Origin of the sequence: Marinobacter profundi (assembly GCF_002744715.1) — a bacterium.
Classification (GTDB): domain Bacteria; phylum Pseudomonadota; class Gammaproteobacteria; order Pseudomonadales; family Oleiphilaceae; genus Marinobacter; species Marinobacter profundi.
Genome location: NZ_KZ319369.1, coordinates 42,221 through 65,838, shown reverse-complemented (window position 1 = coordinate 65,838; position 23,618 = coordinate 42,221). Strand labels below are relative to the sequence as shown.

At 60.3% G+C, this 23,618-nt stretch carries 20 protein-coding genes and 1 tRNA gene; 8 read left to right on the top strand and 13 right to left on the bottom strand.

Annotation, left to right across the window (positions count from 1 at the left end):
• The first annotated feature begins 81 nt into the window (after window positions 1-81).
• The 8 genes from CLH61_RS05825 to CLH61_RS05790 all read left to right on the top strand — a co-directional run bounded on the left by CLH61_RS05825 (window position 82) and on the right by CLH61_RS05790 (window position 8,506).
• A complete protein-coding gene (locus CLH61_RS05825; RefSeq protein WP_099613777.1) occupies window positions 82-1,194 on the top strand; it encodes a branched-chain amino acid ABC transporter substrate-binding protein in 1,113 nt (370 codons plus the stop codon).
• 162 nt (window positions 1,195-1,356) lie between these two features.
• A complete protein-coding gene (livH, locus tag CLH61_RS05820; RefSeq protein WP_099613776.1) occupies window positions 1,357-2,280 on the top strand; it encodes a high-affinity branched-chain amino acid ABC transporter permease LivH in 924 nt (307 codons plus the stop codon).
• Window positions 2,280-3,551, top strand: coding sequence for a high-affinity branched-chain amino acid ABC transporter permease LivM (locus CLH61_RS05815; RefSeq protein ID WP_099613775.1), 1,272 nt, complete (start codon window positions 2,280-2,282; stop codon window positions 3,549-3,551). The genes livH and CLH61_RS05815 overlap by 1 nt, the downstream gene beginning before the upstream one ends.
• Before the next feature lie 6 nt (window positions 3,552-3,557).
• Complete coding sequence (livG, locus tag CLH61_RS05810) at window positions 3,558-4,313, top strand: high-affinity branched-chain amino acid ABC transporter ATP-binding protein LivG (protein WP_099613774.1); 756 nt, start codon at window positions 3,558-3,560, stop codon at window positions 4,311-4,313.
• 9 nt (window positions 4,314-4,322) lie between these two features.
• On the top strand, window positions 4,323-5,024 hold the full coding sequence (locus tag CLH61_RS05805) for an ABC transporter ATP-binding protein (protein WP_099613773.1): 702 nt from the start codon (window positions 4,323-4,325) through the stop codon (window positions 5,022-5,024).
• A gap of 196 nt (window positions 5,025-5,220) precedes the next feature.
• Window positions 5,221-5,685, top strand: a complete 465-nt coding sequence (locus CLH61_RS05800) for a DUF3015 domain-containing protein (RefSeq protein ID WP_099613772.1) — start codon at window positions 5,221-5,223, stop codon at window positions 5,683-5,685.
• 92 nt (window positions 5,686-5,777) lie between these two features.
• A complete protein-coding gene (locus CLH61_RS05795) occupies window positions 5,778-7,646 on the top strand; it encodes an Lnb N-terminal periplasmic domain-containing protein (protein WP_099613771.1) in 1,869 nt (622 codons plus the stop codon).
• Window positions 7,616-8,506, top strand: coding sequence for an alpha/beta hydrolase (locus CLH61_RS05790; RefSeq protein ID WP_099613770.1), 891 nt, complete (start codon window positions 7,616-7,618; stop codon window positions 8,504-8,506). The genes CLH61_RS05795 and CLH61_RS05790 overlap by 31 nt, the downstream gene beginning before the upstream one ends.
• Window positions 8,507-8,667: 161 nt before the next feature.
• Here the strand turns inward: CLH61_RS05790 and pnp are convergent, their stop codons facing one another.
• The 13 genes from pnp to ftsH all read right to left on the bottom strand — a co-directional run bounded on the left by pnp (window position 8,668) and on the right by ftsH (window position 23,356).
• The gene (gene pnp / locus CLH61_RS05785) at window positions 8,668-10,773 is read right to left on the bottom strand and encodes a polyribonucleotide nucleotidyltransferase (RefSeq protein WP_407657558.1); all 2,106 of its coding nucleotides are present in this window, start codon (window positions 10,771-10,773) and stop codon (window positions 8,668-8,670) included.
• Window positions 10,774-11,195: 422 nt separating this feature from the next.
• Window positions 11,196-11,465 carry a 30S ribosomal protein S15 gene (gene rpsO / locus CLH61_RS05780; protein WP_091987887.1) on the bottom strand — a complete coding sequence of 90 codons (270 nt, stop codon included), beginning with the start codon at window positions 11,463-11,465 and terminating at the stop codon, window positions 11,196-11,198.
• Window positions 11,466-11,554: 89 nt separating this feature from the next.
• Complete coding sequence (gene truB, locus CLH61_RS05775; protein WP_099613769.1) at window positions 11,555-12,475, bottom strand: tRNA pseudouridine(55) synthase TruB; 921 nt, start codon at window positions 12,473-12,475, stop codon at window positions 11,555-11,557.
• On the bottom strand, window positions 12,472-12,888 hold the full coding sequence (rbfA, locus tag CLH61_RS05770) for a 30S ribosome-binding factor RbfA (protein WP_099613768.1): 417 nt from the start codon (window positions 12,886-12,888) through the stop codon (window positions 12,472-12,474). Before rbfA ends, truB begins: the two co-directional genes overlap by 4 nt.
• Window positions 12,888-15,455, bottom strand: coding sequence for a translation initiation factor IF-2 (gene infB, locus CLH61_RS05765; RefSeq protein ID WP_099613767.1), 2,568 nt, complete (start codon window positions 15,453-15,455; stop codon window positions 12,888-12,890). The genes rbfA and infB overlap by 1 nt, the downstream gene beginning before the upstream one ends.
• 17 nt (window positions 15,456-15,472) lie before the next feature.
• Window positions 15,473-16,966, bottom strand: a complete 1,494-nt coding sequence (gene nusA / locus CLH61_RS05760) for a transcription termination factor NusA (RefSeq protein ID WP_099613766.1) — start codon at window positions 16,964-16,966, stop codon at window positions 15,473-15,475.
• 30 nt (window positions 16,967-16,996) lie between these two features.
• Window positions 16,997-17,458 carry a ribosome maturation factor RimP gene (rimP, locus tag CLH61_RS05755; protein ID WP_099613765.1) on the bottom strand — a complete coding sequence of 154 codons (462 nt, stop codon included), beginning with the start codon at window positions 17,456-17,458 and terminating at the stop codon, window positions 16,997-16,999.
• A 329-nt stretch (window positions 17,459-17,787) separates the two neighbouring features.
• A tRNA-Leu gene (locus CLH61_RS05750) sits at window positions 17,788-17,872 on the bottom strand.
• 7 nt (window positions 17,873-17,879) lie between these two features.
• Window positions 17,880-18,251: a preprotein translocase subunit SecG gene (gene secG / locus CLH61_RS05745; RefSeq protein ID WP_099613764.1), complete on the bottom strand. Its 372-nt coding sequence runs from the start codon at window positions 18,249-18,251 to the stop codon at window positions 17,880-17,882.
• Window positions 18,252-18,279: 28 nt separating this feature from the next.
• On the bottom strand, window positions 18,280-19,062 hold the full coding sequence (gene tpiA / locus CLH61_RS05740; RefSeq protein ID WP_099613763.1) for a triose-phosphate isomerase: 783 nt from the start codon (window positions 19,060-19,062) through the stop codon (window positions 18,280-18,282).
• 75 nt (window positions 19,063-19,137) lie between these two features.
• Window positions 19,138-20,481: a phosphoglucosamine mutase gene (gene glmM / locus CLH61_RS05735; RefSeq protein WP_099613762.1), complete on the bottom strand. Its 1,344-nt coding sequence runs from the start codon at window positions 20,479-20,481 to the stop codon at window positions 19,138-19,140.
• Complete coding sequence (gene folP, locus CLH61_RS05730) at window positions 20,478-21,311, bottom strand: dihydropteroate synthase (protein ID WP_099613761.1); 834 nt, start codon at window positions 21,309-21,311, stop codon at window positions 20,478-20,480. Before folP ends, glmM begins: the two co-directional genes overlap by 4 nt.
• A 98-nt stretch (window positions 21,312-21,409) precedes the next feature.
• The gene (gene ftsH / locus CLH61_RS05725) at window positions 21,410-23,356 is read right to left on the bottom strand and encodes an ATP-dependent zinc metalloprotease FtsH (protein WP_228152548.1); all 1,947 of its coding nucleotides are present in this window, start codon (window positions 23,354-23,356) and stop codon (window positions 21,410-21,412) included.
• Between the last annotated feature and the right edge of the window lie 262 nt (window positions 23,357-23,618).

The window sequence follows — 23,618 nt, the reverse complement described above, 5'->3', positions numbered from 1 at the left end:
CTTGACAAGACCGGAGGCGTAGTGTTTGTTTAAACCTCTGAGAACATAAGAATAACCCTGACCCAAAGTAGGACAGAACCAATGAAAACACCTGTGAAGAAACTCGTTACCGCGGTAGGCGCTTCCATTGCATTGATGGGCGCTGGACACGCTGCCGCAGAGATCAAGATCGGTATTGCCGGCCCGATGACCGGCCCGGTGGCGCAGTATGGCGACATGCAATTCTCCGGCTCCCGCCTGGCCATTGAACGGATCAACGCGGCCGGCGGCGTCATGGGTGAACAACTGGTAGCCGTCGAGGTGGATGACGTCTGCGACCCGAAACAGGCGGTCACCGTTGCCAACCGTCTGGTCAACGAAGGTGTCGGCTTTGTGGTCGGCCACCTCTGCTCCAGCTCTACCCAGCCGGCATCCGACATCTACGAGGATGAAGGCATTCTGATGATTACTCCGGCGTCGACCAGTCCGGACATTACCGAACGCGGTTACGAACTGGTGTTCCGCACCATCGGCCTGGACAGCATGCAGGGCCCGGTGGCCGCCAATTACCTGATCAGCCAGAAGCCAAAGAGTGTTGCTGTGGTCCATGACAAGCAGCAGTACGGTGAAGGCATTGCCACGGCGGTCCGCGACACCCTGCAGGACGCCGGCGTGGAAGTAGCCATGTTTGAAGGCATTACCGCCGGTGACAAGGACTTCTCGTCCCTGGTCACCAAACTCAAGCAGGCCGGTGTGGATTACGTCTACTACGGCGGCTACCATCCCGAGCTGGGGCTGATCCTGCGCCAGGCCCGCCAGGGCGACCTGGACGCCAAGTTCATGGGTCCGGAAGGCGTGGGTAACAAGGACATCAATACCATCGCCGGCGACGCTGCCGAAGGCCTGCTGGTAACCCTGCCACCAAGCTTCGACCAGAAAGCCGAGAACCAGGAACTGGTCAAGGCGTTCGAAGCCAAGGGCGAAGACCCCTCCGGCCCCTTCGTGCTGACTTCCTACACCGCGGTCCAGCTGATTGCCAACGGCATCGAACAGGCCAAGTCCACCGACCCGGTAGACGTGGCCAAGGCCCTTCGCAGCGGCAGCTTCCAGACACCGATCGGTACCGTTCAGTATGACGAGAAGGGGGATATGAAGTCCTTCGAGTTCGTCGTGTACGAATGGCATTCAGATGGCAGCAAAACTCCGGTAAACTGAGCCAAAATCGTTAATTAACGGTAATAAATAGAGCACCTTCTCACCGTGATCCGGGAGAAGGTGTTTTTCTAGGCTCCCGGCGATCCTTTCCGCGACGCCCCCGGCACCCCGGGTTGCAGTTTGTGGTCAGTGGAGGGAGCAGGCTTCCGGAGTCCAATAAGAATGCAAGACCTCCTCTACTTCTTCCAGCAGCTCATCAACGGGCTAACGATCGGGAGCGCCTACGCCCTGATCGCCATCGGTTACACGATGGTTTACGGCATCATCGGCATGATCAACTTTGCCCATGGTGAAATTTATATGATCGGCGCCTACACCGCCCTCATCACCATTACCGGACTCGCCACCCTGGGCGTCGCCTGGCTACCCCTGGTGCTTATCATTGCACTGATCTGTGCGATGATCGTCTCCAGCTCCATGGGTTGGGCCGTGGAACGAATTGCGTACCGGCCGGTCCGGGGACGCCACCGCCTGATCCCGCTGATTTCCGCCATCGGCATGTCGATCTTCCTGCAGAACTATGTCCACCTCGCCCAGGGCTCCCGCAACATCGGCTTCCCCGCCCTGATCGAAGGCGGCTTCCAGTTTGGTTCCGGAGACGCCTTCCAGACCTCGATTTCCTACATGCAAATCACCATCTTCGTGACCACGCTGATCTGCATGACGCTGCTGTCGCTGTTTATTTCCCGCTCCCGCACCGGCCGCGCCTGTCGGGCAGTGTCCCAGGACATCGGCATGGCCAGCCTGCTCGGCATCGACACCAACCGCATCATCGCCGCCACCTTCGTCATTGGCGCCGCGCTCGCGGCCGTTGCCGGCCTGCTGCTGGGTATGTACTACGGCTCCATCGATCCCCTGTTCGGTTTCATTGCCGGCCTGAAGGCGTTCACCGCAGCGGTCCTGGGCGGCATTGGCAGCATACCCGGCGCCATGCTCGGCGGGCTGATTCTCGGGGTCTCCGAGAGCATGACCTCGGGGTATCTCAGTGGTGAATACAAGGACGTCGTGTCCTTCGGCCTGCTGATCCTGATTTTGCTCTTCAAACCCACCGGCCTGCTCGGCAAACCGGAGGTGGAGAAGATCTGATGGCTACTCAAAATCTCAGGCACGCACTGTTTTGTGCCGTTGTTACACTCGTCATTTCCTACCCGATTCTCGGGCTCAACCTGGAAGCCTGGGGCACCAATGTGGTGCTGACCGGCGCCAACACCACCACAGTGATCTCGGTCCTGCTGGCCGCGGTGGCGGTGTTCCTGTTCCAACTGTTCCGCGACCGCATCATGGGCACCCTGGGCAAACTCCCGCCCATCAGCCCGTTCGCCAACCGCGAGCCGATGCCTCAGGCCAAATGGGAGCGCCTGAAAAGCGCCTTCCTCACGCTGCTGATCATTGCCGGACTGATCTGGCCATTTGTGGCGTCCCGTGGCGCGGTTGACCTCAGTACGCTGGTGCTGATCTACATCATGCTGGCCCTCGGCCTGAACGTGGTCGTCGGCCTTGCCGGCCTGCTGGACCTCGGTTATGTGGCCTTCTACGCCGTTGGCGCCTACACCTTTGCCCTGCTCTCGCAGTACTTCGGCGTATCGTTCTGGCTGGCGTTGCCAATAGGCGCCCTGCTGGCCGCTACCTTCGGATTCCTGCTCGGGTTCCCGGTGCTGCGGCTGCGAGGCGACTACCTGGCCATCGTGACCCTCGGCTTCGGTGAAATCATTCGTATCCTGCTCAACAACTGGACCCAGCTCACCGGTGGCCCCAACGGCATTGGCGGCATTCCCGATCCGACCCTGTTCGGCATGGAGTTTGGCCGACGGGTCCGGGAGGAAGGCAATACCTCGTTCCACGAAACCTTTGGCATTGCCTACAGCAGCGAACACAAGGTGATCTTCCTCTACCTCATCGCCCTGGTGCTGGCGGTAATTACCGCGCTGGTGATCCGCCGCCTGATGCGGATGCCGGTAGGCCGGGCCTGGGAAGCGCTGCGGGAAGACGAAATCGCCGCCCGCTCACTCGGCCTCAGCCGTACCGCGGTCAAGCTGTCGGCGTTCACCATCGGCGCCTTCTTTGCCGGTTTTGCCGGCACGGTGTTTGCCTCCAAGCAGGGCTTCATCAGCCCGGAATCCTTTGTGTTTCTTGAGTCCGCCATCATTCTGGCGATCGTGGTTCTCGGGGGTATGGGCTCCCAGATCGGCGTCATTCTGGCCGCCATCGCGGTCACCATCCTGCCGGAACTGGCGCGGGAGTTCTCCGAATACCGCATGCTGATCTTCGGTGCCGCCATGGTACTGATGATGGTCTGGCGTCCGCAGGGCCTGATGCCCATGCGTCGCACCCACATTGAACTCAAGAAACAGGAGTGACGGACGATGCTTGAAGTCAAGAATCTGTCCATGCGCTTTGGCGGCCTCCTGGCAGTCGATCAGGTGTCACTGGACGTCCAGGAGCGGGAAATCGTTTCCATCATTGGCCCCAACGGTGCGGGTAAAACCACCGTATTCAACTGCATGAGCGGTTTTTACAAGCCGACGGGTGGCCAGATCATCTTTGACGGCCAGGAGATCCAGGGCAAGCCGGATTACCGGATATCCCGCATGGGCATGGTGCGCACGTTCCAGCACGTGCGCCTGTTTGGCAAAATGACAGTGGTGGAAAACCTGCTGGTTGCCCAGCACCGTCACCTCAACACCAACCTTATCTCCGGGTTGCTGAAAACCCCCAATTACCGCAAGCGGGAACAGAAGTCCCTTGACCGCGCCGCCTACTGGCTGGAACGTGTGGGATTGATCGACCTGGCCAACCGGGAGGCCGGCAACCTGGCCTACGGCCAGCAACGGCGGCTTGAAATCGCCCGCTGCATGGTTACCGAACCGCGGCTGCTGATGCTCGACGAGCCCGCGGCGGGCCTGAACCCGGCCGAAACCCGTGACCTCAACCAGCTGATTGTCAGCCTCAAAGAGGATTACAACGTCTCGGTGGTGCTGATCGAGCACGACATGAGCCTGGTCATGGAAATCTCGGACCGCATCAACGTCATCAACCAGGGACGCCCACTGGCCAGCGGTACGCCGGAAGAAGTCCGCAACAATGACGATGTGATCAAAGCTTACCTGGGTGAGGCCTGAGTTATGTCCATGCTAGCACTGGAAGATGTCCATACCCATTACGGGAAGATCGAGGCCCTGCACGGGGTGTCGGTGGAAGTGAACCGGGGGGAAATCGTGTCGCTGATCGGTGCCAATGGCGCCGGCAAGACCACCCTGCTGATGACGGTCTGCGGTTCGCCCCAGGCGACCTCTGGCCGGGTCATCCTCGAAGGGCGCGATATCACCCGTGAGCCGACCGCCAGCATCATGCGTTCCGGAATCGCCATTGTGCCGGAAGGCCGGCGGATCTTTTCCGGACTGACCGTGGAAGAAAACCTCCATATGGGGGGGTTCTTCAACACCAAAGCAGAAATCCGCAAGAGCCAGGCCTACGTCTATGAGCTGTTTCCCCGCCTCAAGGAGCGGGAACACCAGCGCGCCGGCACCATGTCCGGCGGCGAGCAGCAGATGCTCGCCATTGGCCGTGCCCTGATGAGCAAGCCGAGCATGATCATCCTCGACGAGCCATCCCTTGGCCTGGCACCACTGGTGATCAAACAGATCTTCGAGATCATCGGTCAACTCCGCGACGAAGGCATGACCGTGTTCCTGGTGGAACAGAATGCCCACCAGGCCCTTGGCCTGGCGGACCGTGGCTATGTGCTCGAAACCGGGCGAATCCGGCTGCACGATACCGGGGCCAACCTGCTGGCCAATCCGGACGTCCAGAACGCCTACCTCGGAGGCTGACCTTTCGGTCTCAGAAAAGGCCAACACATTCCGTAACATAGGGAATGGTTGGCCTTTTTTATTTCTCGACTATACTCTCAACAACGGTCTACCTGCCTCTGATGGAAACCAGTCAGGGCCGTTAACGCCCTGGATGCCGGCCCGCGCCGGATTCAGTGCGATTGCGACGAGAGCTAACCACAGCAAGGAGTTAATAATGAAAAAACTGATCGCAGGTGTAATTCTTCTGGGTGCATCCTCCATGGCCTTTGCCCAGCCGGGCTGCGGCGTTGGCGCCATGATCTGGAAGGGCCAGTCCGGTATTGCCCCTCACGTTCTGGCAGCAACCACCAACGGTACCTTTGGTAACCAGACGTTCGGCATGACCACCGGCACCCTGGGCTGCCAGACCAACCAGTCTGTGCAATCCATGGCCATGTACATGGACAGCAACATCGACAAGGTAGCCCGTGACATGTCCCGCGGCTCCGGCGAGAACCTGGACACCCTGGCCGTTCTGCTGGGCGTCGAGGCGACCGACCGCGACGCATTCCGCAAGGTTCTGCAGGACAACTTTGCCGCCATCTTCCCGTCTTCCGACACCACCTCCGGTGAAGCCGTAGACGCGATCGTTGCGCTGCTTGAGCAGGACGCAACCCTGAGCAAGTACGTCGCGGCCTGATCCCGGCCGGTACTGCCTGAGCAGGAGCATGCCTGGCACCTTCCCGGTGCCGGGTAGCTTCGACGGATCCACTCCGAACCAACCGAGTTTCCATGCACGCTTCGCTTCGCTACGGGCTGGCCTGTTTCTGGCTGGCTGCGGGCAGCCACCACGCCCTGGCCCAGACCACTCCGGAATCCCGACCCCTTCATCTCGATCCTGCCTGGCTCACGCTCGGCCACTACCAGTCGAACACCTTTGGCGGCGGCTATACCAGCCAGGCCGATGACGCGGACTTTTTCCTCAGCCCGGAGGGCAAACACTCCCCCGCCGCCGAGCTGGAGGCAACCCTGGCCGCCATCCGCCAGCCCGGAGGCGGCGATGACCATGCCCGCTGCCGCTTCCCCGCCCGCGACCAGTGGCTGCGGGAAAAACTGGCGCTGCCTGACACCCCGGTAGCATGCCCGGAACTCGACGCCTGGACGGCAGAACTCAACACCGAGACCGTCACCCTGGTATTCGCGGCGTCCTATCTCAACAGCCCGTCGTCCATGTTCGGTCATACCTTCCTGCGGCTGGATCCGCCCCAGGATGACGACGAAACCAACCTGCTACTGGCCAACACCATTTCCTATGCCGCCGATGCCGCCGCCCACGACAGCGAAATCCTGTTTGCCTACAAGGGCATCTTCGGCGGCTACCCGGGCATTACCACCATTCAGCCGTACTACGAGAAAATCCGCCTGTACTCGGATATCGAGCACCGGGACCTCTGGGAATACCAGCTGAACCTCACCCCGAAGGAAGTTGCCCTGCTGCTGGATCATGCCTGGGAGATCCGCGATCGCAATTTCGATTACTACTTCTTTGACGAAAACTGTGCCTACCGACTGCTGGCGCTTATCGACGTCGCCCGCCCGGGTACAGACCTGCTCGGCGAAGTGAGTACTCACGCCATCCCCTCCGACACCGTACGCTGGGTGGTTGACAAAGCGCTGGTGGCAGGCGTGTTTTACCGGCCATCGGCGGCTACCTCGGTGAGCTACAGCCTGGCAACCCTGCCGGACCGTCACCAGACTATTGCCGCAGCAGTGGCGAACGGTTACGTTCACGTCGATGACACGGAAGTTCAGAACCTGCCGCCCTCCCAGCGGGCGCGCCTGCTCGACGCCACCTACGACTATGTGCGTTACCAGACAGAGGTTGAAGGCTGGCCCAGGGAACATGCAGCACCGCTGTCTCACGACCTGCTCCGGGCGCGCAGCAAGATTCATGGGATCGCCGGGCCCGAAACTCCACCCGAGCCGGAAATCCGCGATGACCAGGGTCATGACACCTTCCGCCTGAGCCTCGGCGGCGGGCGCCACGGCAACCGCAACTTCAGCCAACTGACCTTGCGGCCGGCCTATCACGATGTCCTGGATCCCCCGGCGGGTTACCGCAGCGGCGCGCAACTCCAGTTCCTGCGCCTGGATGCCCGCTACTACACGGACAACGACGAACTGCAGGTCGAACAACTCACCGGGGTGGAGATCCGCTCCCTGTCACCGCGAGACCAGTTCTTTTCGCCGCTGTCCTGGCAGGTCGGCTTTGGCGGCCGACGCACCGACGCCGGTGGCGAGCGAGTGCTGGCCCCCTACCTGGAAGGCGGCGCAGGGGGCAGCTGGAGCCTTGGCGCAAACACCCAGGCGTTTGCGATCGGCACCGCTGACCTGGAGATTGATGACGACCTGCGTCGGGGCTACGATGTTGCGCCCGGTGCCGATTTGGGCGTGCTCCACCAGAACAACCGGTTCAGCCTGGCCGGCGGTCTCAAGACCAAAGCCTGGATAGTGTCCAGCCAGCACCGCCAGGACCAGGCCTACCTCAAAGGCAGCTGGCACTTTGGCCGGGACTTCAGCCTGTTTGCCGAATTCACCCGGGAAGATCACTTCGACAGGTACCAGAGCCTATGGCAGGCCGGATTGCACGCCTACTTCTGACACGCTGCGCCATCCGATACCGCCTGCAGGGCGCACTGGTGGTGCTGAGCACGCTGCTGGCCAGCTGCAGCAGCGTGTTCTTCTATCCGGACAACGTAACCTACATTACCCCGGACCGGCTCAACCTAAGCTACCAGGACATCTACCTCGACACGGCCGATGGCGAAACGCTGCACGGTTGGTGGCTGCCCGCTCAAGGTCCTGAGGGCAACGCCAAGGGTACGATCTATTTCCTCCATGGCAACGCCCAGAACATCAGCAGCCACATACTCAACGTCGCCTGGCTGCCCCCTGAAGGCTATAACGTCTTCACCATCGACTATCGTGGCTACGGCAAGTCCTCCGGCGCCACTGACATCGAGGGCGCCCTGCACGATGTTGAAACCGGCCTGCGCTGGCTTGCCCGGCGCCCTGCCAGAGGCGACACCCCCCTGATCATCCTCGGCCAGAGCCTTGGCGGGGCGCTCGCCATCCCGCTGGTGCGGGAGTGGACCCTCCGCGACGAACAGCCCCCGGTGGAGGCGCTGGCGCTGGATGGAACCTTCTCCGGCTTTCGCAATATTGCCCGGGAAAAGCTCGGCCTGTTCTGGCTCACCTGGCCACTGCAGGCTCCACTGAGCTGGACCATCCCGGCCGAGTACGAAGGCTCCGAGCTCATCGCTGACATCAGTCCGGTGCCAGTGCTGGTCATCCACAGCGCGAGGGACGGCATCATTCCCTTCCATCACGGCCAGGCGCTGTATGAGGCGGCCGGACAGCCGAAAGCGTTTCTGCAGACCGATACCCCTCATGCCGCGACGTTTGTCATACCTGCCTATAAAGAGGCGTTGCTGGATTTCCTCCGGAACGCCACCAACTAGGCCGGCGCTGTCACAGGCAAGCGGCGCCCGACGGCAGCACCCTCGCCACAATCTAAGGACACAACCTCAGTCCACAACCTCAGAGCACAACCCCCAACAACAAAAAACCCGCCAATCCGGAAGGAAAGGCGGGTTTTCTTCAGCCGGTTAGCGTAACGCTATCAGGCTCCGAAATCGGTCGGCTGGTCGCCTTCCTTGATTTCCTTCATGGACAGCTTCACGCGGCCACGGTTATCCACATCCAGTACCTTGACCAGAACTTCCTGACCTTCGCTCAGCTCGTCAGTGACATTCTCGATGCGACGGTCAGAGATCTGGGAAATGTGTACCAGACCATCTTTGCCAGGCAGCAGGTTGACGAAGGCACCGAAGTCCACGATGCGCTCGACGCGGCCCTTGTAGATAGCACCCACTTCGATCTCTGCGGTGATTTCCATCACCCGCTTGACCGCAGCCTGTGCTGCTTCCTGGTTATCGGCGTAAATCTTCACATTGCCGTCGTCATCCAGATCGATGGAAGCACCGGTCTCGTCACAGATCGAACGGATGGTGGAACCGCCCTTGCCGATAACGTCGCGGATCTTCTCCGGGTTGATCTTGATGGCGGTAATGCTCGGCGCACGGGCGGACAGCTCGGCACGCGGCTCGGCAATAACCTTGTTCATCTCGTCCAAGATGTGCAGACGCGCGGCGTGGGCCTGCTCCAGGGCGATCTCCATGATCTCGTCGGTGATGCCGTTGATCTTGATGTCCATCTGCAGGGCAGTAACACCGTCTTTGGTACCGGCAACCTTGAAGTCCATGTCGCCGAGGTGGTCTTCGTCACCCAGAATGTCGGTCAGAACGGCAAACTTGTCGCCTTCCTTGACCAGACCCATGGCGATACCGGCAACCGGCGCCTTCAGCGGCACACCGGCATCCATCAACGCCAGGCTGGAACCACAGACAGATGCCATGGAGCTGGAGCCGTTAGATTCGGTGATCTCGGACACCGCACGAATGGTGTACGGGAACTCCTCGATGGTCGGCATGACGGCGGCAACACCGCGCTTCGCCAGACGACCGTGACCAATCTCACGACGACCCGGGCTGCCCATACGGCCAGCTTCACCTACGGAGTACGGAGGGAAGTTGTAGTGGAACAGGAACGGATCCTTGCGCTCGCCTTCCAGTGCATCAATGATCTGCATGTCGCGGGCGGTGCCCAGGGTAGCAGTCACGATGGCCTGGGTCTCACCGCGGGTGAACAGCGCAGAACCGTGAGTGCTCGGCAGCACGCCCACTTCAATGGCGATCGGACGAACGGTCTTGTTGTCCCGGCCATCAATACGCGGCTTGCCGTCAATAACCTGCTGGCGAACAACGTTTTTCTCGATCTTGCCAAAGTACTTCTTGACCTCGTCGGCAGTCGGCTGACCTTCTGCCTCGGCGGCGAACTTCTCAACGGCAGCGGTCTTGATCTCGCCCAGGCGAGCGTAACGCGCCATCTTGTCGCGAATGCTGTAAGCCTCTTCAATGGCGCCGGCAAATTCGCCCTTGATGGCGTTCAGCAGCTCGGTATTCTCGGCTTCCGGCTGCCAGTCCCAGCGCGGCTTGCCATTCTCGGCGGCAAATTCCTTGATCGCGGTAATTGCAGTCTGCATTTCCTGGTGCGCGAACAGCACGGCACCCAGCATCTGGTCTTCGGTCAGGCCCTTGGCTTCGGATTCAACCATCAGAACCGCGTCTTCGGTACCGGCCACGACCATGTCCAGCAGGGAGGTTTCCAGCTCTTCAAAGGTCGGGTTCAGGAAGTAACCGCGCTCGTTGGTGAACGCCACACGGGAGGCGCCAATCGGACCATCGAAGGGAATGCCGGAGATCGCCAGGGCAGCAGAAGCGGCCAGCATGGCGGCAATGTCGGCGTCCTGGGTCTTGTTGGCGGACATCACGGTCAGCACAACCTGCACTTCGTTCATGTAGCCGTTCGGGAACAGCGGACGGATCGGCCGGTCGATCAGGCGGGAAGTCAGGGTTTCTTTCTCGGAAGGACGGCCTTCGCGCTTGAAGAAACCACCCGGGATCTTGCCAACGGCGTAGGTTTTCTCGGTGTAGTTTACGGTCAGCGGGAAGAATCCCTGACCTGGCTTGGGCTCTTTGGCGCCGACCACGGTACCCAGTACCGAAATGTCATCGACAGTCACCAGAACGGCACCGGTCGCCTGACGGGCAATACGGCCAGTTTCGAGGGTGACGGTCTTGCCGCCGAGTTCAAACGATTTCTTGATGGGATTGAGATTCAGATCCACAACAACTCCTGAAGTTATCTTCGCAAAATTTACCCGGTCCGCCGCCCCTGCGGTGAAACCGGCTTGCCTGCAGGCAGGTTGTGGCAGTATTCGAAGAGGACCCGTCTGAAAGCTAACAGGCTGTTGCAAAACCCCGGAACCGATCGCGATCCGGTCGACCGCCGGCACCGGGCCTTTCAACAACCTGCTATCAATTTCGGCTTTCCATTACGACAGGGATTCCTTCGGTACTACTGACAAACCAACTGCAGCATTAAGTGCAACGCATCCGTTCTCGGCTGAGTCCCGGATACTGTGCGGGAGAGAAGCACAACCCGCAGGCATCCGGAGACCCCTGCAGGTTGTTGGCTGGCCACCGGGAACACCCGGAAGCCGGCCGACAGGTCGTTCAGACGACCGGATTAGCGACGCAGACCCAGACGCTGGATCAGTTCCAGGTAACGGTCAGCGTTCTTGCGCTTCAGGTAGTCCAGCAGCTTACGACGCTGGTTAACCATCCGGATCAGGCCGCGGCGGGAATGGTGATCCTGCTTGTTGGCCTTGAAGTGATCCTGCAGCTTGTTGATGTTGGCGCTCAGCAGTGCAACCTGAACTTCAGGAGAACCGGTATCGCCTTCACCTTGCTGAAAATCCTTAACGATCTGTGCTTTCTCATTGGCAGAAAGTGCCATAACTCACCTCATGGTTTGCGATGCAATCGTGTACGGCCGGACCACGCATCTCTACAGCCCGGCTAGGCAGCCTGCCCGGTAAGACCGGATCAGCTGCTCTTCACCAGTCGGCGAGGCACCAGCTTGGTGCTCTCCCCTTCCGGGAACGCTTCTGCCAGCCCGACAAAGTGCCCGTCGCCATACAGGCGCACGAACCCTTCCACGGGCTGACCCGGTATTCTAACCGGTTGTCCGTTTAATATCGACTCCAAAAACCCGCCGCTCAGCGCCTGCTCCGGGAACATGGACAGCGCCGCATCCGGCGCCACCAGCAGGCCGTCCAGACTTTCGCCGCGCTCCCGCATGGCTTCAAGTTCCGCCACCGGATGGGCATCTGTAAGGGTAAAACCTGACGCCATGGTGCGGCGCAACGCAGTCACGTGAGCGCCGCAACCCAGCGCCTCGCCAATGTCCTCCACCAGGGAACGGATATAGGTTCCCTTGGTGCAGCTGACGGCAATATCCAGCTCGTTGTCCCGCACGTCCAGCAACGTCAGCTCGAAAATGGTGACCGGCCGTGCCGGACGCTCCACTTCGATACCTTCCCGGGCGTACTCGTACAACGGCCGCCCCTTGTGCTTGAGCGCAGAATACATCGACGGCACTTGCTGGATGTCGCCCCGGAACCGGTCAAGCACCGGCTCCAGGAGGTCAGTGCCCAGCCCTGCGGGCACCGGGCGCTCCTCGACCACCGCACCTTCGCTGTCCCCGGTTTCGGTCTTGACCCCCAGACGGGCCGTTGCGATGTAGGCCTTGTCGCTGTCGAGCATCATCTGCGAGAACTTGGTGGCCTCACCAAAGCACAGGGGCAACACCCCCGTAGCCAGCGGATCCAGCGCCCCGGTGTGACCGGCCTTGGCTGCGCCATACAAGCGCTTGACCTGCTGCAGGATGCCGTTGGAGGTCACCCCGGCGGGCTTGTCGATCACCAGGATGCCATTGACATCACGACCTTTGCGGCGGCGACTCAAGAATCCTGCTCCGCATCGTCATCCCGGTCGGCCGCGACCGGCGGCTTTTCACCCACCGCTTCGCGGATCAGTGAATCCATCCGGCGGCTCTGGCCAAGCAGGGCATCGAAGTGGAAGCGCAGATGGGGAACCATCCGCAACTTCATGGCCCGCCCGACCTGGCCACGCAGGAAGCCCGCCGCCTTGTTGAGCACGGCGAGCGAGTCCCGGACCTCGGGAGAGTCTTCCGTCAACTCCTCCGTGGTCAGCAACGACACATAGATATCGGCATAACCGAGATCACGACTGACCTTGACCGCATTAACCGTGACCATGCCGACCCGCGGGTCCTTGATCTCCCGCTGGATCAGCATCGCCAGTTCGCGCTGCATCTGATCGCCGATGCGATCAATTCGGCTGAACTCTCTTGGCATCAGGCCCCCGTGGATTCGAGCTTGCGCTCGACCTTGACGCGATCGAACACCTCGATCTGGTCACCGACCTTGACGTCGTAACCCTTCACGCCGATACCACATTCCATACCGTTGCGGACTTCGGCAACGTCATCCTTGAAGCGACGCAGGGATTCCAGCTCGCCCTCGAAGATAACCACGTTGTCCCGCAGGACACGGATCGGCTTGTTCCGGTATACGGTACCCTCGGTCACCATACAGCCGGCCACCTGGCCGAACTTCGGTGAACGGAAGACGTCACGCACATCGGCAATACCCACGATATCTTCCCGGAACTCCGGCGCCAGCATGCCGGTGAGGGCGGCTTTCACGTCGTCGATCAGGTTATAGATAATGCTGTAGTAGCGCAGATCCAGGCCTTCCTGTTCAACCAGGCGCTTGGCCGCGTTGTCGGCACGCACGTTAAAGCCGAAGATTACCGCGCCGGTCGCCATTGCCAGGCTGACATCGGTCTCGGCGATACCGCCCACACCGGAGGAGATAATCTTGACCTGAACCTCGTCGTTACCCAGGTCCTGCAGGGCCTTGGTAATGGCCTCCAGGGACCCGCGAACGTCGGTCTTCATGACCACATTCAGAGTCTTGACCTCGTCCTTGCCCATGTTCTCGAACAGGTTCTCCAGCTTGGCAGCCTGCTGGCGCTGCAAGCGCTGTTCGCGCTCACGGGTCTGGCGGAACTCGGCCAGTTCCTTCGCCTTGCGCTCATCAGCCACGGCAAAGAACTCGTCGCCGGCATCCGGAGTACCGTTGAGACCGAGAATTTCCACCGGAATGGAGGGCCCGGCTTCCTTGACCTGCTTGCCGGCCTCGTCGGTCATCGCACGGACCTTGCCGAAGAAGGATCCCGCAACAACCATGTCACCCTGGCGCAGGGTACCGTTCTGAACCAGTACTGTGGCGACGGAACCGCGACCACGCTCGAGGCTCGACTCCACCACAACACCCTTGGCCGGTGCGTCTTTTACCGCAACCAGCTCGAGGATTTCCGCTTGCAGCAGCACCGCTTCCAGCAGGTCATCGATCCCCTGGCCGGTGTGCGCGGACACCGGAACAAACTGGACGTCGCCGCCCCAGTCTTCCGGAATGACTTCCAATGCCGCCAGCTCGTTCTTGATCCGGTCCGGATCGGCTTCTTCCTTGTCCATCTTGTTGATGGCAACCACGATAGGCACACCGGCGGAACGGGCATGCTGCACCGCTTCCTTGGTCTGCGGCATAACGCCGTCGTCGGCCGCCACCACCAGGATAACGATATCGGTACACTGGGCACCGCGCGCCCGCATGGCGGTAAACGCGGCGTGGCCCGGGGTGTCCAGGAAGGACACCATGCCGTGATCGGTTTCGACGTGGTAAGCACCGATGTGCTGGGTAATACCACCGGACTCACCGGCAGCTACCTTGGTGCGCCGGATGTAGTCGAGCAGGGAGGTCTTGCCGTGGTCAACGTGCCCCATGACACTCACCACCGGCGCCCGCCGTACCTTGTCGCCACCCTCAAAGTGGAATTCGCTCAGCACCTCTTCCTCGAAAGCGTCTTCGCTGACCGCTTTCGGCGTGTGACCAAGTTCTTCGGTCACCAGGACCGCAGTTTCCTGGTCCAGGGCCTGATTAATGGTAGCCATGACACCCATACCCATCAGGGTCTTGATGACATCGCCTGCCTTGACCGCCATCCGCTGGGCAAGGTCGCCAACGGTGATGGTTTCCGGAATCTCTACTTCTCTGACCATTGGTTTGGTCGGCCTCTCGAAGCCATGACGCTTCTCTTTGGGTTTCTTTTTCGCACGCAGCGGCTTACGAAGCGTGGAGTCGTCTTCATCCTCGGAGATGATCAAAGGCTCTTCAACGGGCCGACTGCGAGGACCGCGGTGCCCGGCAGACTTCTTCTTGGGCTTGCCTTCCTCGGTCTCTTCGACACGCTCGCGAATCTTCTCTTTTTCTTTCTTCTTCTTCGGCTTGCGATCTTTGCCTTCACCATCCTCCGCAGGAGGAATCGGCATATCTTCCGGCGCCAGCACTGCATCACCGGCCTGCCCGGCAGTGACTGCCGGCTCGGCCGCTGCTTCGCCCTGCGCTGCGGTTTCTTCCGCCGCGACGGCTTCAGCCTGAACGTCCGCTGCCGCCTCGGCAGTCACCGCCGGAGCCTCGGTAACCGGCTCCTGAGGTACCGCGTCAACTACCGGCTCTTCCGCCTGCGGTGCTTCCACCTCGGGCTCGGGCTGCACTTCAGCACGCTTGATGTACGTGCGGCGCTTGCGCACTTCCACATTCACTGTCTTGGCACGCCCAGCCGCACCACCCGTTTTAAGGGTCGTGGTCGTTTTGCGCTTGAGCGTAATTTTCCGCGGTTCCGCGTCCTGTTCACCATGACTCTTCTTCAGAAAAGCCAGCAACTGCTGCTTCTCATCACTGGTGACCGAGTCGTTTTCGGAGCGGGCTTTAAGGCCAGCCTCGACAATCTGACGCAGCAAACGATCCACGGGAGCGCCTACATCTGCGGCCAGTTGTTTTACCGTTACTTCAGCCATACTGGTCCTCCTCCCGATTAAGCCTGGCCTTCAAACCAGGGTGCACGCGCGGTCATAATCAGCTGACCGGCACGCTCTTCATCCATACCTTCAATTTCGAGCAGGTCATCCACAGACTGCTCGGCAAGATCTTCCATGGTCCGGACACCGATACCGGCAAGCTTGAACGCCAGCCCCCGGTCCATACCATCCATTGCCAGCAGGTCTTCTGCCGGCTCAGCGCCTTCCAGGGCCTCCTCGCTGGCCAGGGCCTGGTTCAACAGGACATCCTTGGCGCGACGGCGCAGCTCGCTGACGGTTTCTTCATCAAAGCCTTCAATAGCCAGCATCTCTTCCATCGGCACATAGGCCACTTCCTCAATGGAAGTGAAGCCTTCTTCGATCAGGATGCCGGCAAATTCTTCGTCCACGTCCAGGTTAGCGGTGAAATGCTCCAGCAGACGCTGGTATTCCTGCTCCTGGCGCTCACCGGCTTCTTCCTCGGTCATCACGTTCAGGGTCCAGCTGGTCAGCTCACTGGCCAACCTGACATTCTGGCCGTTACGACCGATGGCCTGAGCCAGATTGTCCTCGGCAACCGCCACATCCATGGTGTGACGATCTTCGTCCATCACGATGGACGCGACTTCCGCCGGCGCCATGGCATTGATCACCAGCTGTGCGGGATTGTCGTCCCACAGCACGATATCGACGCGCTCACCGCCCAGTTCGTTGGACACAGCCTGAACACGGGAGCCCCGCATACCAACGCAAGCTCCGACCGGATCGATACGGCGATCGTTGGTCTTGACCGCAATCTTCGCGCGGGAGCCCGGGTCACGGGCGGCGCCGCGGATCTCGATCAGCTCCTCGGCAATTTCCGGAACTTCGATGCGGAACAATTCGATCAGCATCTGCGGATTGGTGCGACTGAGAATGAGCTGCGGACCACGGTGGTCCGTCCGGATTTCCAGCAACAGGGAACGCACCCGGTCACCCATGCGGAAAGTTTCGCGAGGAATCAGCTGGTCCCGTGGCAGCAGCGCCTCGGCGTTGTTGCCCAGATCCACGATAACGTTGTCGCGAGTCACTTTCTTGACGGTACCGGAGACCAGCTCACCTACCCGGTCACGATAGCTGTCGACAATCTTGGAGCGCTCGGCTTCACGGACTTTCTGGAAGATAATCTGCTTGGCTGCCTGGGCACCAATCCGCCCGAACGCTTCCGACTCCACCTTTTCCTCGTGGATATCGCCCGGCTTGAGTGCCGTGTCGATTTCCTCGGCTTCCTGCAGCGTCAGCTCGGTACCAAGGGCAGGAACGGCATCGTTGTCCACTACCAGCCAGCGACGGAACGTCTCGTATTCTCCGGTGCGGCGGTCGATGGCAACCCGGATATCTGCTTCTTCGTCTTCGTAACGTTTCTTGGCCGCGGTCGCGAGCGCAAGCTCGATGGCCTCGAAGATGACCTCCTTATCGACACCCTTCTCATTCGAGACGGATTCAACAACCAGCAAGATCTCTTTACTCATTGGATTGCCCTGCCCTTACAGTCAGATGACTTATTCAAAAACCGGTACGATATTGGCTTTATCGATGCTGTCGAACGGCAGCAGGTACTCATGGTCGTCGACAATGACCACCACGTCCTGACCTTCAATACCTTTCAACAGTCCGGAAAACTTGCGGCGCCCTTCGAACGCCATACGCAGCCGGACCTGGACCTGGTGGCCGGCAAACGCTTCATATTGCTCCAGACGAAACAGCGGACGGTCCATACCCGGGGACGAAACCTCCAGGGTGTATTCAGTCTGGATGGGGTCCTCCACATCCAGCACGCCGCTGGCCTGGCGACTGACTTTTTCGCAGTCGTCCACACTGATACCGTTCTCGGCATCATCAATGAAAATCCGCAGCAACGACTGATGCCCCTGGGAGCGGAATTCCAACCCCCAGTATTCATAGCCCAGGCCTTCAACCACCGGCCGCAGGATTTCTTCAAGTTGTCTAAGCTTGGCTGACAAGGTTATCCCGTCTCCATTACTGATTTTTCCGGCCCCGAAAACAAAAAAAGGGCTGTAGATCAGCCCTTTTTATGCACGAGGGCCTGATGCGCCAGGCCCCTTAAGCAAAAAGCCCCTTCATCACGGGGCTCTTTGTTGCAAGAACTCGCAGGGGATAATGCAATGCAACCCGCCCCCTGCTGACAGACACCTGGCCTGTCCCGACAGCTCCGGCATTCCCAACGGAAAGCCAGAACCAGTCGCAATAATCGCCGGAGTATAAGGACGCCGACGCCAGTGGTCAAGGACTGACCAAAAAAAACGGCTTGGATAAACCAAGCCGTCAGATATGGTGCCCAAGGCCGGACTCGAACCGGCACGGCTTTCGCCACTACCCCCTCAAGATAGCGTGTCTACCAGTTCCACCACTTGGGCAACAACCTCACTCGAGCTCGGGGACTGAGGAATCGCCCCCGCTCTCGGTCTCACCAGACTGCTCGCCAGCGGCATTCTCGACAGCGTCCGCAGGAACTTCCTGAACAACCGGAATACCCGCCTCGCCTGCCACTTCAGCACGCTGCTTGGCAAAAACAGCCAGTGAAAAACTTGTCACAAAGAACACAATTGCCAGGAAGGTGGTCATCCGGGTCAGGAAGCTGCCGCTACCCTGACTACCGAAAACGGTCTGCGAAGCACCACCACCAAAGGCAGCACCGGCATCCGCGCCCTTACCTTGCTGGATCAGCACCAGACCCACCAGCGCCACCGCAATAACGACGTGCACAACGACAACCAGTGTTTCCAACCAATCCATAACAGCTCTCTGCAATATCCTGCAATTCTTAAGCGTCAGTACCTGCTACCGCATCTCTTGCAGCCTGGCAGATACCCAGAAAATCATCGGCAATCAGCGATGCCCCGCCAATCAACCCGCCATCAATATCCGGCTGAGCAAACAGCTCGGCGGCATTATCCGGCTTTACACTGCCCCCGTAAAGTACGGAAACGTCAGATTCCGGCGCACCAAGCCCAGAAAGCTCTTTGCGAATGGCCTGATGCATGGCCTGCGCATCTGCCGCTGTCGCCGTCTTTCCGGTGCCAATTGCCCAGACCGGCTCATACGCCACGATCACTTTTGGCCAGTCGGCGGACTCAACCTCCGCCAGCGCCGCACGAACCTGGCGGGCCACGACACGCTCCGCCACTCCCTGCTCGCGCTCTGCCAGAGTCTCGCCGACACAGACAATGACTGCAAGACCGCTGGCAAGCACCTTCCGGACCTTCTCGGCAACCAACTCGTCGGTTTCACCGAACAACTGCCTGCGTTCAGAGTGACCTACAAGAGCATATCGACACCCGACATCTGCCGCCATCGCAGCGGAAATTTCTCCGGTGTAGGCACCTGCGTCCCAGGGCGCAACATTTTGCACACCCGTGGCGACCGCCGCTTCGCGCTGCCCGACAAGGGACAGGACATCGCGAACATACAGCGCGGGCGGAATGATAACAACCTCCACGCAATTTTCAAGCGATGCCATGCCGTTACTGACGTCATTAACCAGATTTCGAACCAGATCCTCAGACCCGTTCATCTTCCAGTTTCCGGCTACAATTTTACGGCGCATGACTGCCCCCTGACTTAAGGGAGGCCGAACTATACAGCAGTCGACCCGACCACACAACCGAATTTATTGGCATTTTCATGCCTTTGACGCCTCGACAACCGCGGCAAGATCGGCGGCCACCCGGCGAATCACCGCGGCATCGCGACCTTCCGCCATGACCCGGATCAGTGGTTCCGTACCGGAAGCCCGCAGCAGCACCCGGCCCGCCGTCCCCAGCTGCTTCTCGGCGGCCGCCACCGCATCGCGGATATCCTGGCGAGCCAGTGGATCGAAGCGCTGCACCACCCGGACATTGATCATTGTCTGGGGCAACTTGGTCATGCCCTGGCGCAACTCCGCCATGGTCTGACCGGAACGCCACACCGCCAGCAACACCTGCAATGCCGACACGATACCGTCCCCGGTGGTCGTACAATCACGGATCACCAGGTGTCCGGAACCCTCACCCCCGAGCACCCAGCCCCGCTCGACAAGGCGCTCCATGACATAACGGTCTCCCACCTTCGCTCGCTCGAAGGGGATATCCCGATCCCGCAGTGCCAACTCCACGCCAAGATTGGTCATCAGCGTACCCACCACGCCACCCTTGAGGGTGCCTGCCGCCTGGCGCTGGGACGCAATGATGTACAACAGCTCGTCGCCGTCGATTTCCGAGCCATCGCGGTCCACCATCAGGACACGGTCGCCATCACCATCAAATGCAATGCCGAGGTCCGCTTTCCGTGCGGCAACGGCCTCCTTCAACGCCTCCAGGTGAGTGGACCCCACATTGAGGTTGATGTTCAGCCCGTCAGGGTCTGCGCCAATGACATGGACCTTCGCGCCCAACTCCCGGAAAACCTTGGGCGCTACGTGATAGGTGGCGCCATGGGCGCAGTCCAGCACGATGGTCATGCCCTCGAGGGTGAACTCGTTCGGCACCGTGCTCTTGCAGAATTCAACGTAACGGCCGGGGGCATCGTCGATCCGGCTGGCCTTGCCAAGCTCGGAGGACTCACAGACCCGGATCGGCTGGTCCAGCCAGCGCTCGATTTCAGCCTCGAGCGCATCATCAAGCTTGGTACCGGCAGCGGAGAAAAACTTGATGCCGTTATCGTGATGGGGGTTGTGGGACGCACTGATTACGATACCCGCCGAGGCACGGAAGGTGCGGGTCAGGTAGGCAATAGCCGGCGTTGGCATCGGACCCAGCAGCTTGACGTCAACGCCGGCTGCGGCAAGCCCGGCTTCCAGCGCCGACTCGAACATGTAACCCGAGAGCCGGGTGTCCTTGCCGATCAGCACGCTGTTACGCTGGCCGTCACGCTTGAATGCCTGGCCGGCCGCCCAACCCAGGTGGAGCATGAATTCCGGGGTAATCGGCGCCTCGCCAACCCGCCCGCGGATACCGTCTGTACCAAAATATTTCCTGTCGCTCATCGACCAACTTCCTCCATTGCCGCTACCACTTTTACGGCATCCACGGTTTCACGAACATCATGCACACGAATGACGGACGCACCCTTCAGGGCGGATATTGTCGCCACCGCGAGGCTCGCGGGCAACCGTTCCGCAACATCGCGACCGGTAATCTGGCCGAGCATGGTCTTGCGGGACATGCCGATCAGCAAGGGATACCCCAGCACCCGGAGCTGGTCCTGGGCGGCCAGCAGCTGCAGATTGTGCTCCAGGGTCTTGCCAAAGCCAAATCCCGGGTCCAGCAGAATGTTTTCCGGGGCAATGCCGGCCTGCTCCGCAACACGCACCCGCTCCATCAGAAAACTACTCACCTCCCGCAACACATTGCGGTACTCCGGCTGCGCCTGCATGGTTTTCGGCTCTCCCTTCATGTGCATCAGGCACACCGGAACACCCGCCTCGACGGCCGCGGCCAACGCACCGTCCCGTTGCAGCGAACGGACATCGTTGATCAGCCCCGCGCCGACCCTGACCGACTCCCGGATCACTTCCGGCGAGCTGGTATCCACTGAAATGACCGTGTCGAACTCCCGCGCCACCGCTTCGACCACCGGGCAGACCCGGTCGAGCTCTTCCTGCACCGAAACCGGCGCCGAGCCCGGGCGGGTGGACTCACCACCGATATCCACGAAGGCCGCACCTTCATCCACGATCTGGCGCGCCCGATCGAGCGCCACGTCAAGCCGGTTGAACCGGCCGCCATCGGAAAAGGAGTCAGGGGTAACGTTGAGAATCCCCATCACATGACAACGGGACAGATCGATCTGGCGGCCAGCAAAATTCATCTTCACGTGTAAACCTCGGCGTGACTGGAGTACAAAAAACAACGCCGCCCGAAGGGGCGGCGCAGTGGATCAGGCAGTATTCGCGGATGCTGATCCCGGACGGATCAGTGCTCCCCCGCCGGCCGACCAACACCAGGCTGGCGCTTGTCATCGGCATCAGCACGCGGGGCAGCAGATTCCGGAGTTTCACCGGCTTTCACCCCGCCGCCCGGGCCGCTGTCACCCCACCCCTTGGGCGGGCGCGGAGTACGACCCTCCATGATGTCGTCAATCTGGAAGCGATCGATGGTTTCATACTTCATCAGCGCATCCGCCATCATGTCGAGCTTCTCACGATTGTCGAGCAGCAACTGCCGCGCCTTCTCGTAACACTCGTCGATGATGTTGCGCACTTCCTCGTCGATGCGTTGCGCGGTCTCCGGCGAATACACCGTATGGGCCTGGCTGGCGGCCCTCCCCAGGAACGGCTCTTCACTGTCGGTATCATACTGCAGCGGTCCAAGTTTCTCGGACAATCCCCAGCGGGTCACCATGTTACGGGCCAGCTCGGTGGCGCGCTTGATGTCGTTGGAGGCGCCGGTGGTGACGCCATCGAAACCGAGCGTCAGCTCTTCGGCAATGCGCCCGCCAAACAGGCTGCAAATCTGCCCGATCAGGAACCGCTTGCTGTGGCTGTACTTGTCCTCTTCCGGCAGGAACATGGTTACACCCAGAGCGCGACCTCGGGGAATGATGCTGACCTTGTACACCGGATCATGCTCCGGCATCAGGCGACCCACAATGGCGTGACCGGATTCATGATAGGCGGTGTTCCGCTTTTCCTTCTCGTTCATCACCATCGACTTGCGCTCGGCGCCCATCATGATCTTGTCCTTGGCGAGCTCCAGCTCCTCCATGGACACCAGGCGCTGGTTACGGCGGGCAGCAAACAGTGCCGCCTCGTTTACCAGGTTGGCAAGATCGGCGCCAGAGAAGCCTGGCGTGCCGCGGGCAATAACAGCCGGATCGACACCATCACCCAGCGGCACCTTCTTCATGTGGACCTTGAGGATCTGCTCACGACCAATAATGTCCGGCAGGCTCACCACGACCTGGCGGTCGAAGCGGCCCGGCCGCAACAAGGCAGGGTCGAGCACATCCGGGCGGTTGGTCGCTGCAATCACGATAACGCCTTCGTTGCCCTCGAACCCGTCCATCTCGACCAGCAACTGGTTGAGGGTCTGCTCGCGCTCGTCGTGACCACCACCCATACCGGTACCGCGGTGGCGACCGACGGCATCGATCTCGTCAATAAAGATGATACACGGGCTCTGCTTCTTGGCCTGCTCGAACATGTCACGTACCCGAGAGGCGCCCACGCCGACAAACATCTCAACAAAGTCAGAACCGGAGATCGAGAAGAACGGCACCTTGGCCTCGCCGGCGATGGCCTTGGCCAGCAACGTCTTACCGGTACCGGGAGGGCCAACCATCAGCACACCGCGGGGAATGCGGCCGCCGAGGCGCTGGAATTTGCTGGGATCCCTGAGGAAATCCACCAGCTCCTTGACGTCCTCCTTGGCCTCGTCAACTCCGGCAACATCGGCGAAGGTGGTCTTGATCTGATCCTCGCTCATCAGCCGGGCCTTGCTCTTGCCGAACGACATGGGGCCTTTGCCGCCACCGCCGCCCTGCATCTGCCGCATGAAAAACACGAACAGCGCAATGATGATCAGGATCGGGAATGCCGCGACCAACAGCTGGGTCCAGAGACTCTGACGCTCCGGCTCCTTGCCGATGACTTCGACGCGATTTGCCAGCAGGTCGTCCATCAGCTTGTTGTCCGCCACCTGTGGCCGGATGGTCTGGAACTGGGAGCCGTCGTTACGGGTACCCTGAATCTGCAGACCGTCAATGGTGACCTGGCGGATCTGACCGTCCTGCACCATCTCTACAAACTGTGAATAATTGACCTGCTGTCCGCTGGTGGTGGGCGTGAAATTCTGAAACACCATCAGCAGTACAGCGGCTATGATCAGCCAAAGAACCAGATTTTTTGCCATATCGTTCAAGGATCGTCACCTGTGAATTGAAGGCCCCGCAAATTCCGCGGGCCTTTTGGACACCTTACACTAATTCTACGCTTATCCACCAGAAATGGCCTATCCGTAAGGTCCACCACAGCAACCTGAGCCTGGGGATAACAACCGCACCCTGATAACCATATGGGGCGACCAAACGGAAAATGCAATGCCGGCATCCGTTTATCTGGCACATCCACCTGGTTTCCCGTCCTGTTCAGACTCCGGAGACACCAAAACGTTCCCGGAGGCA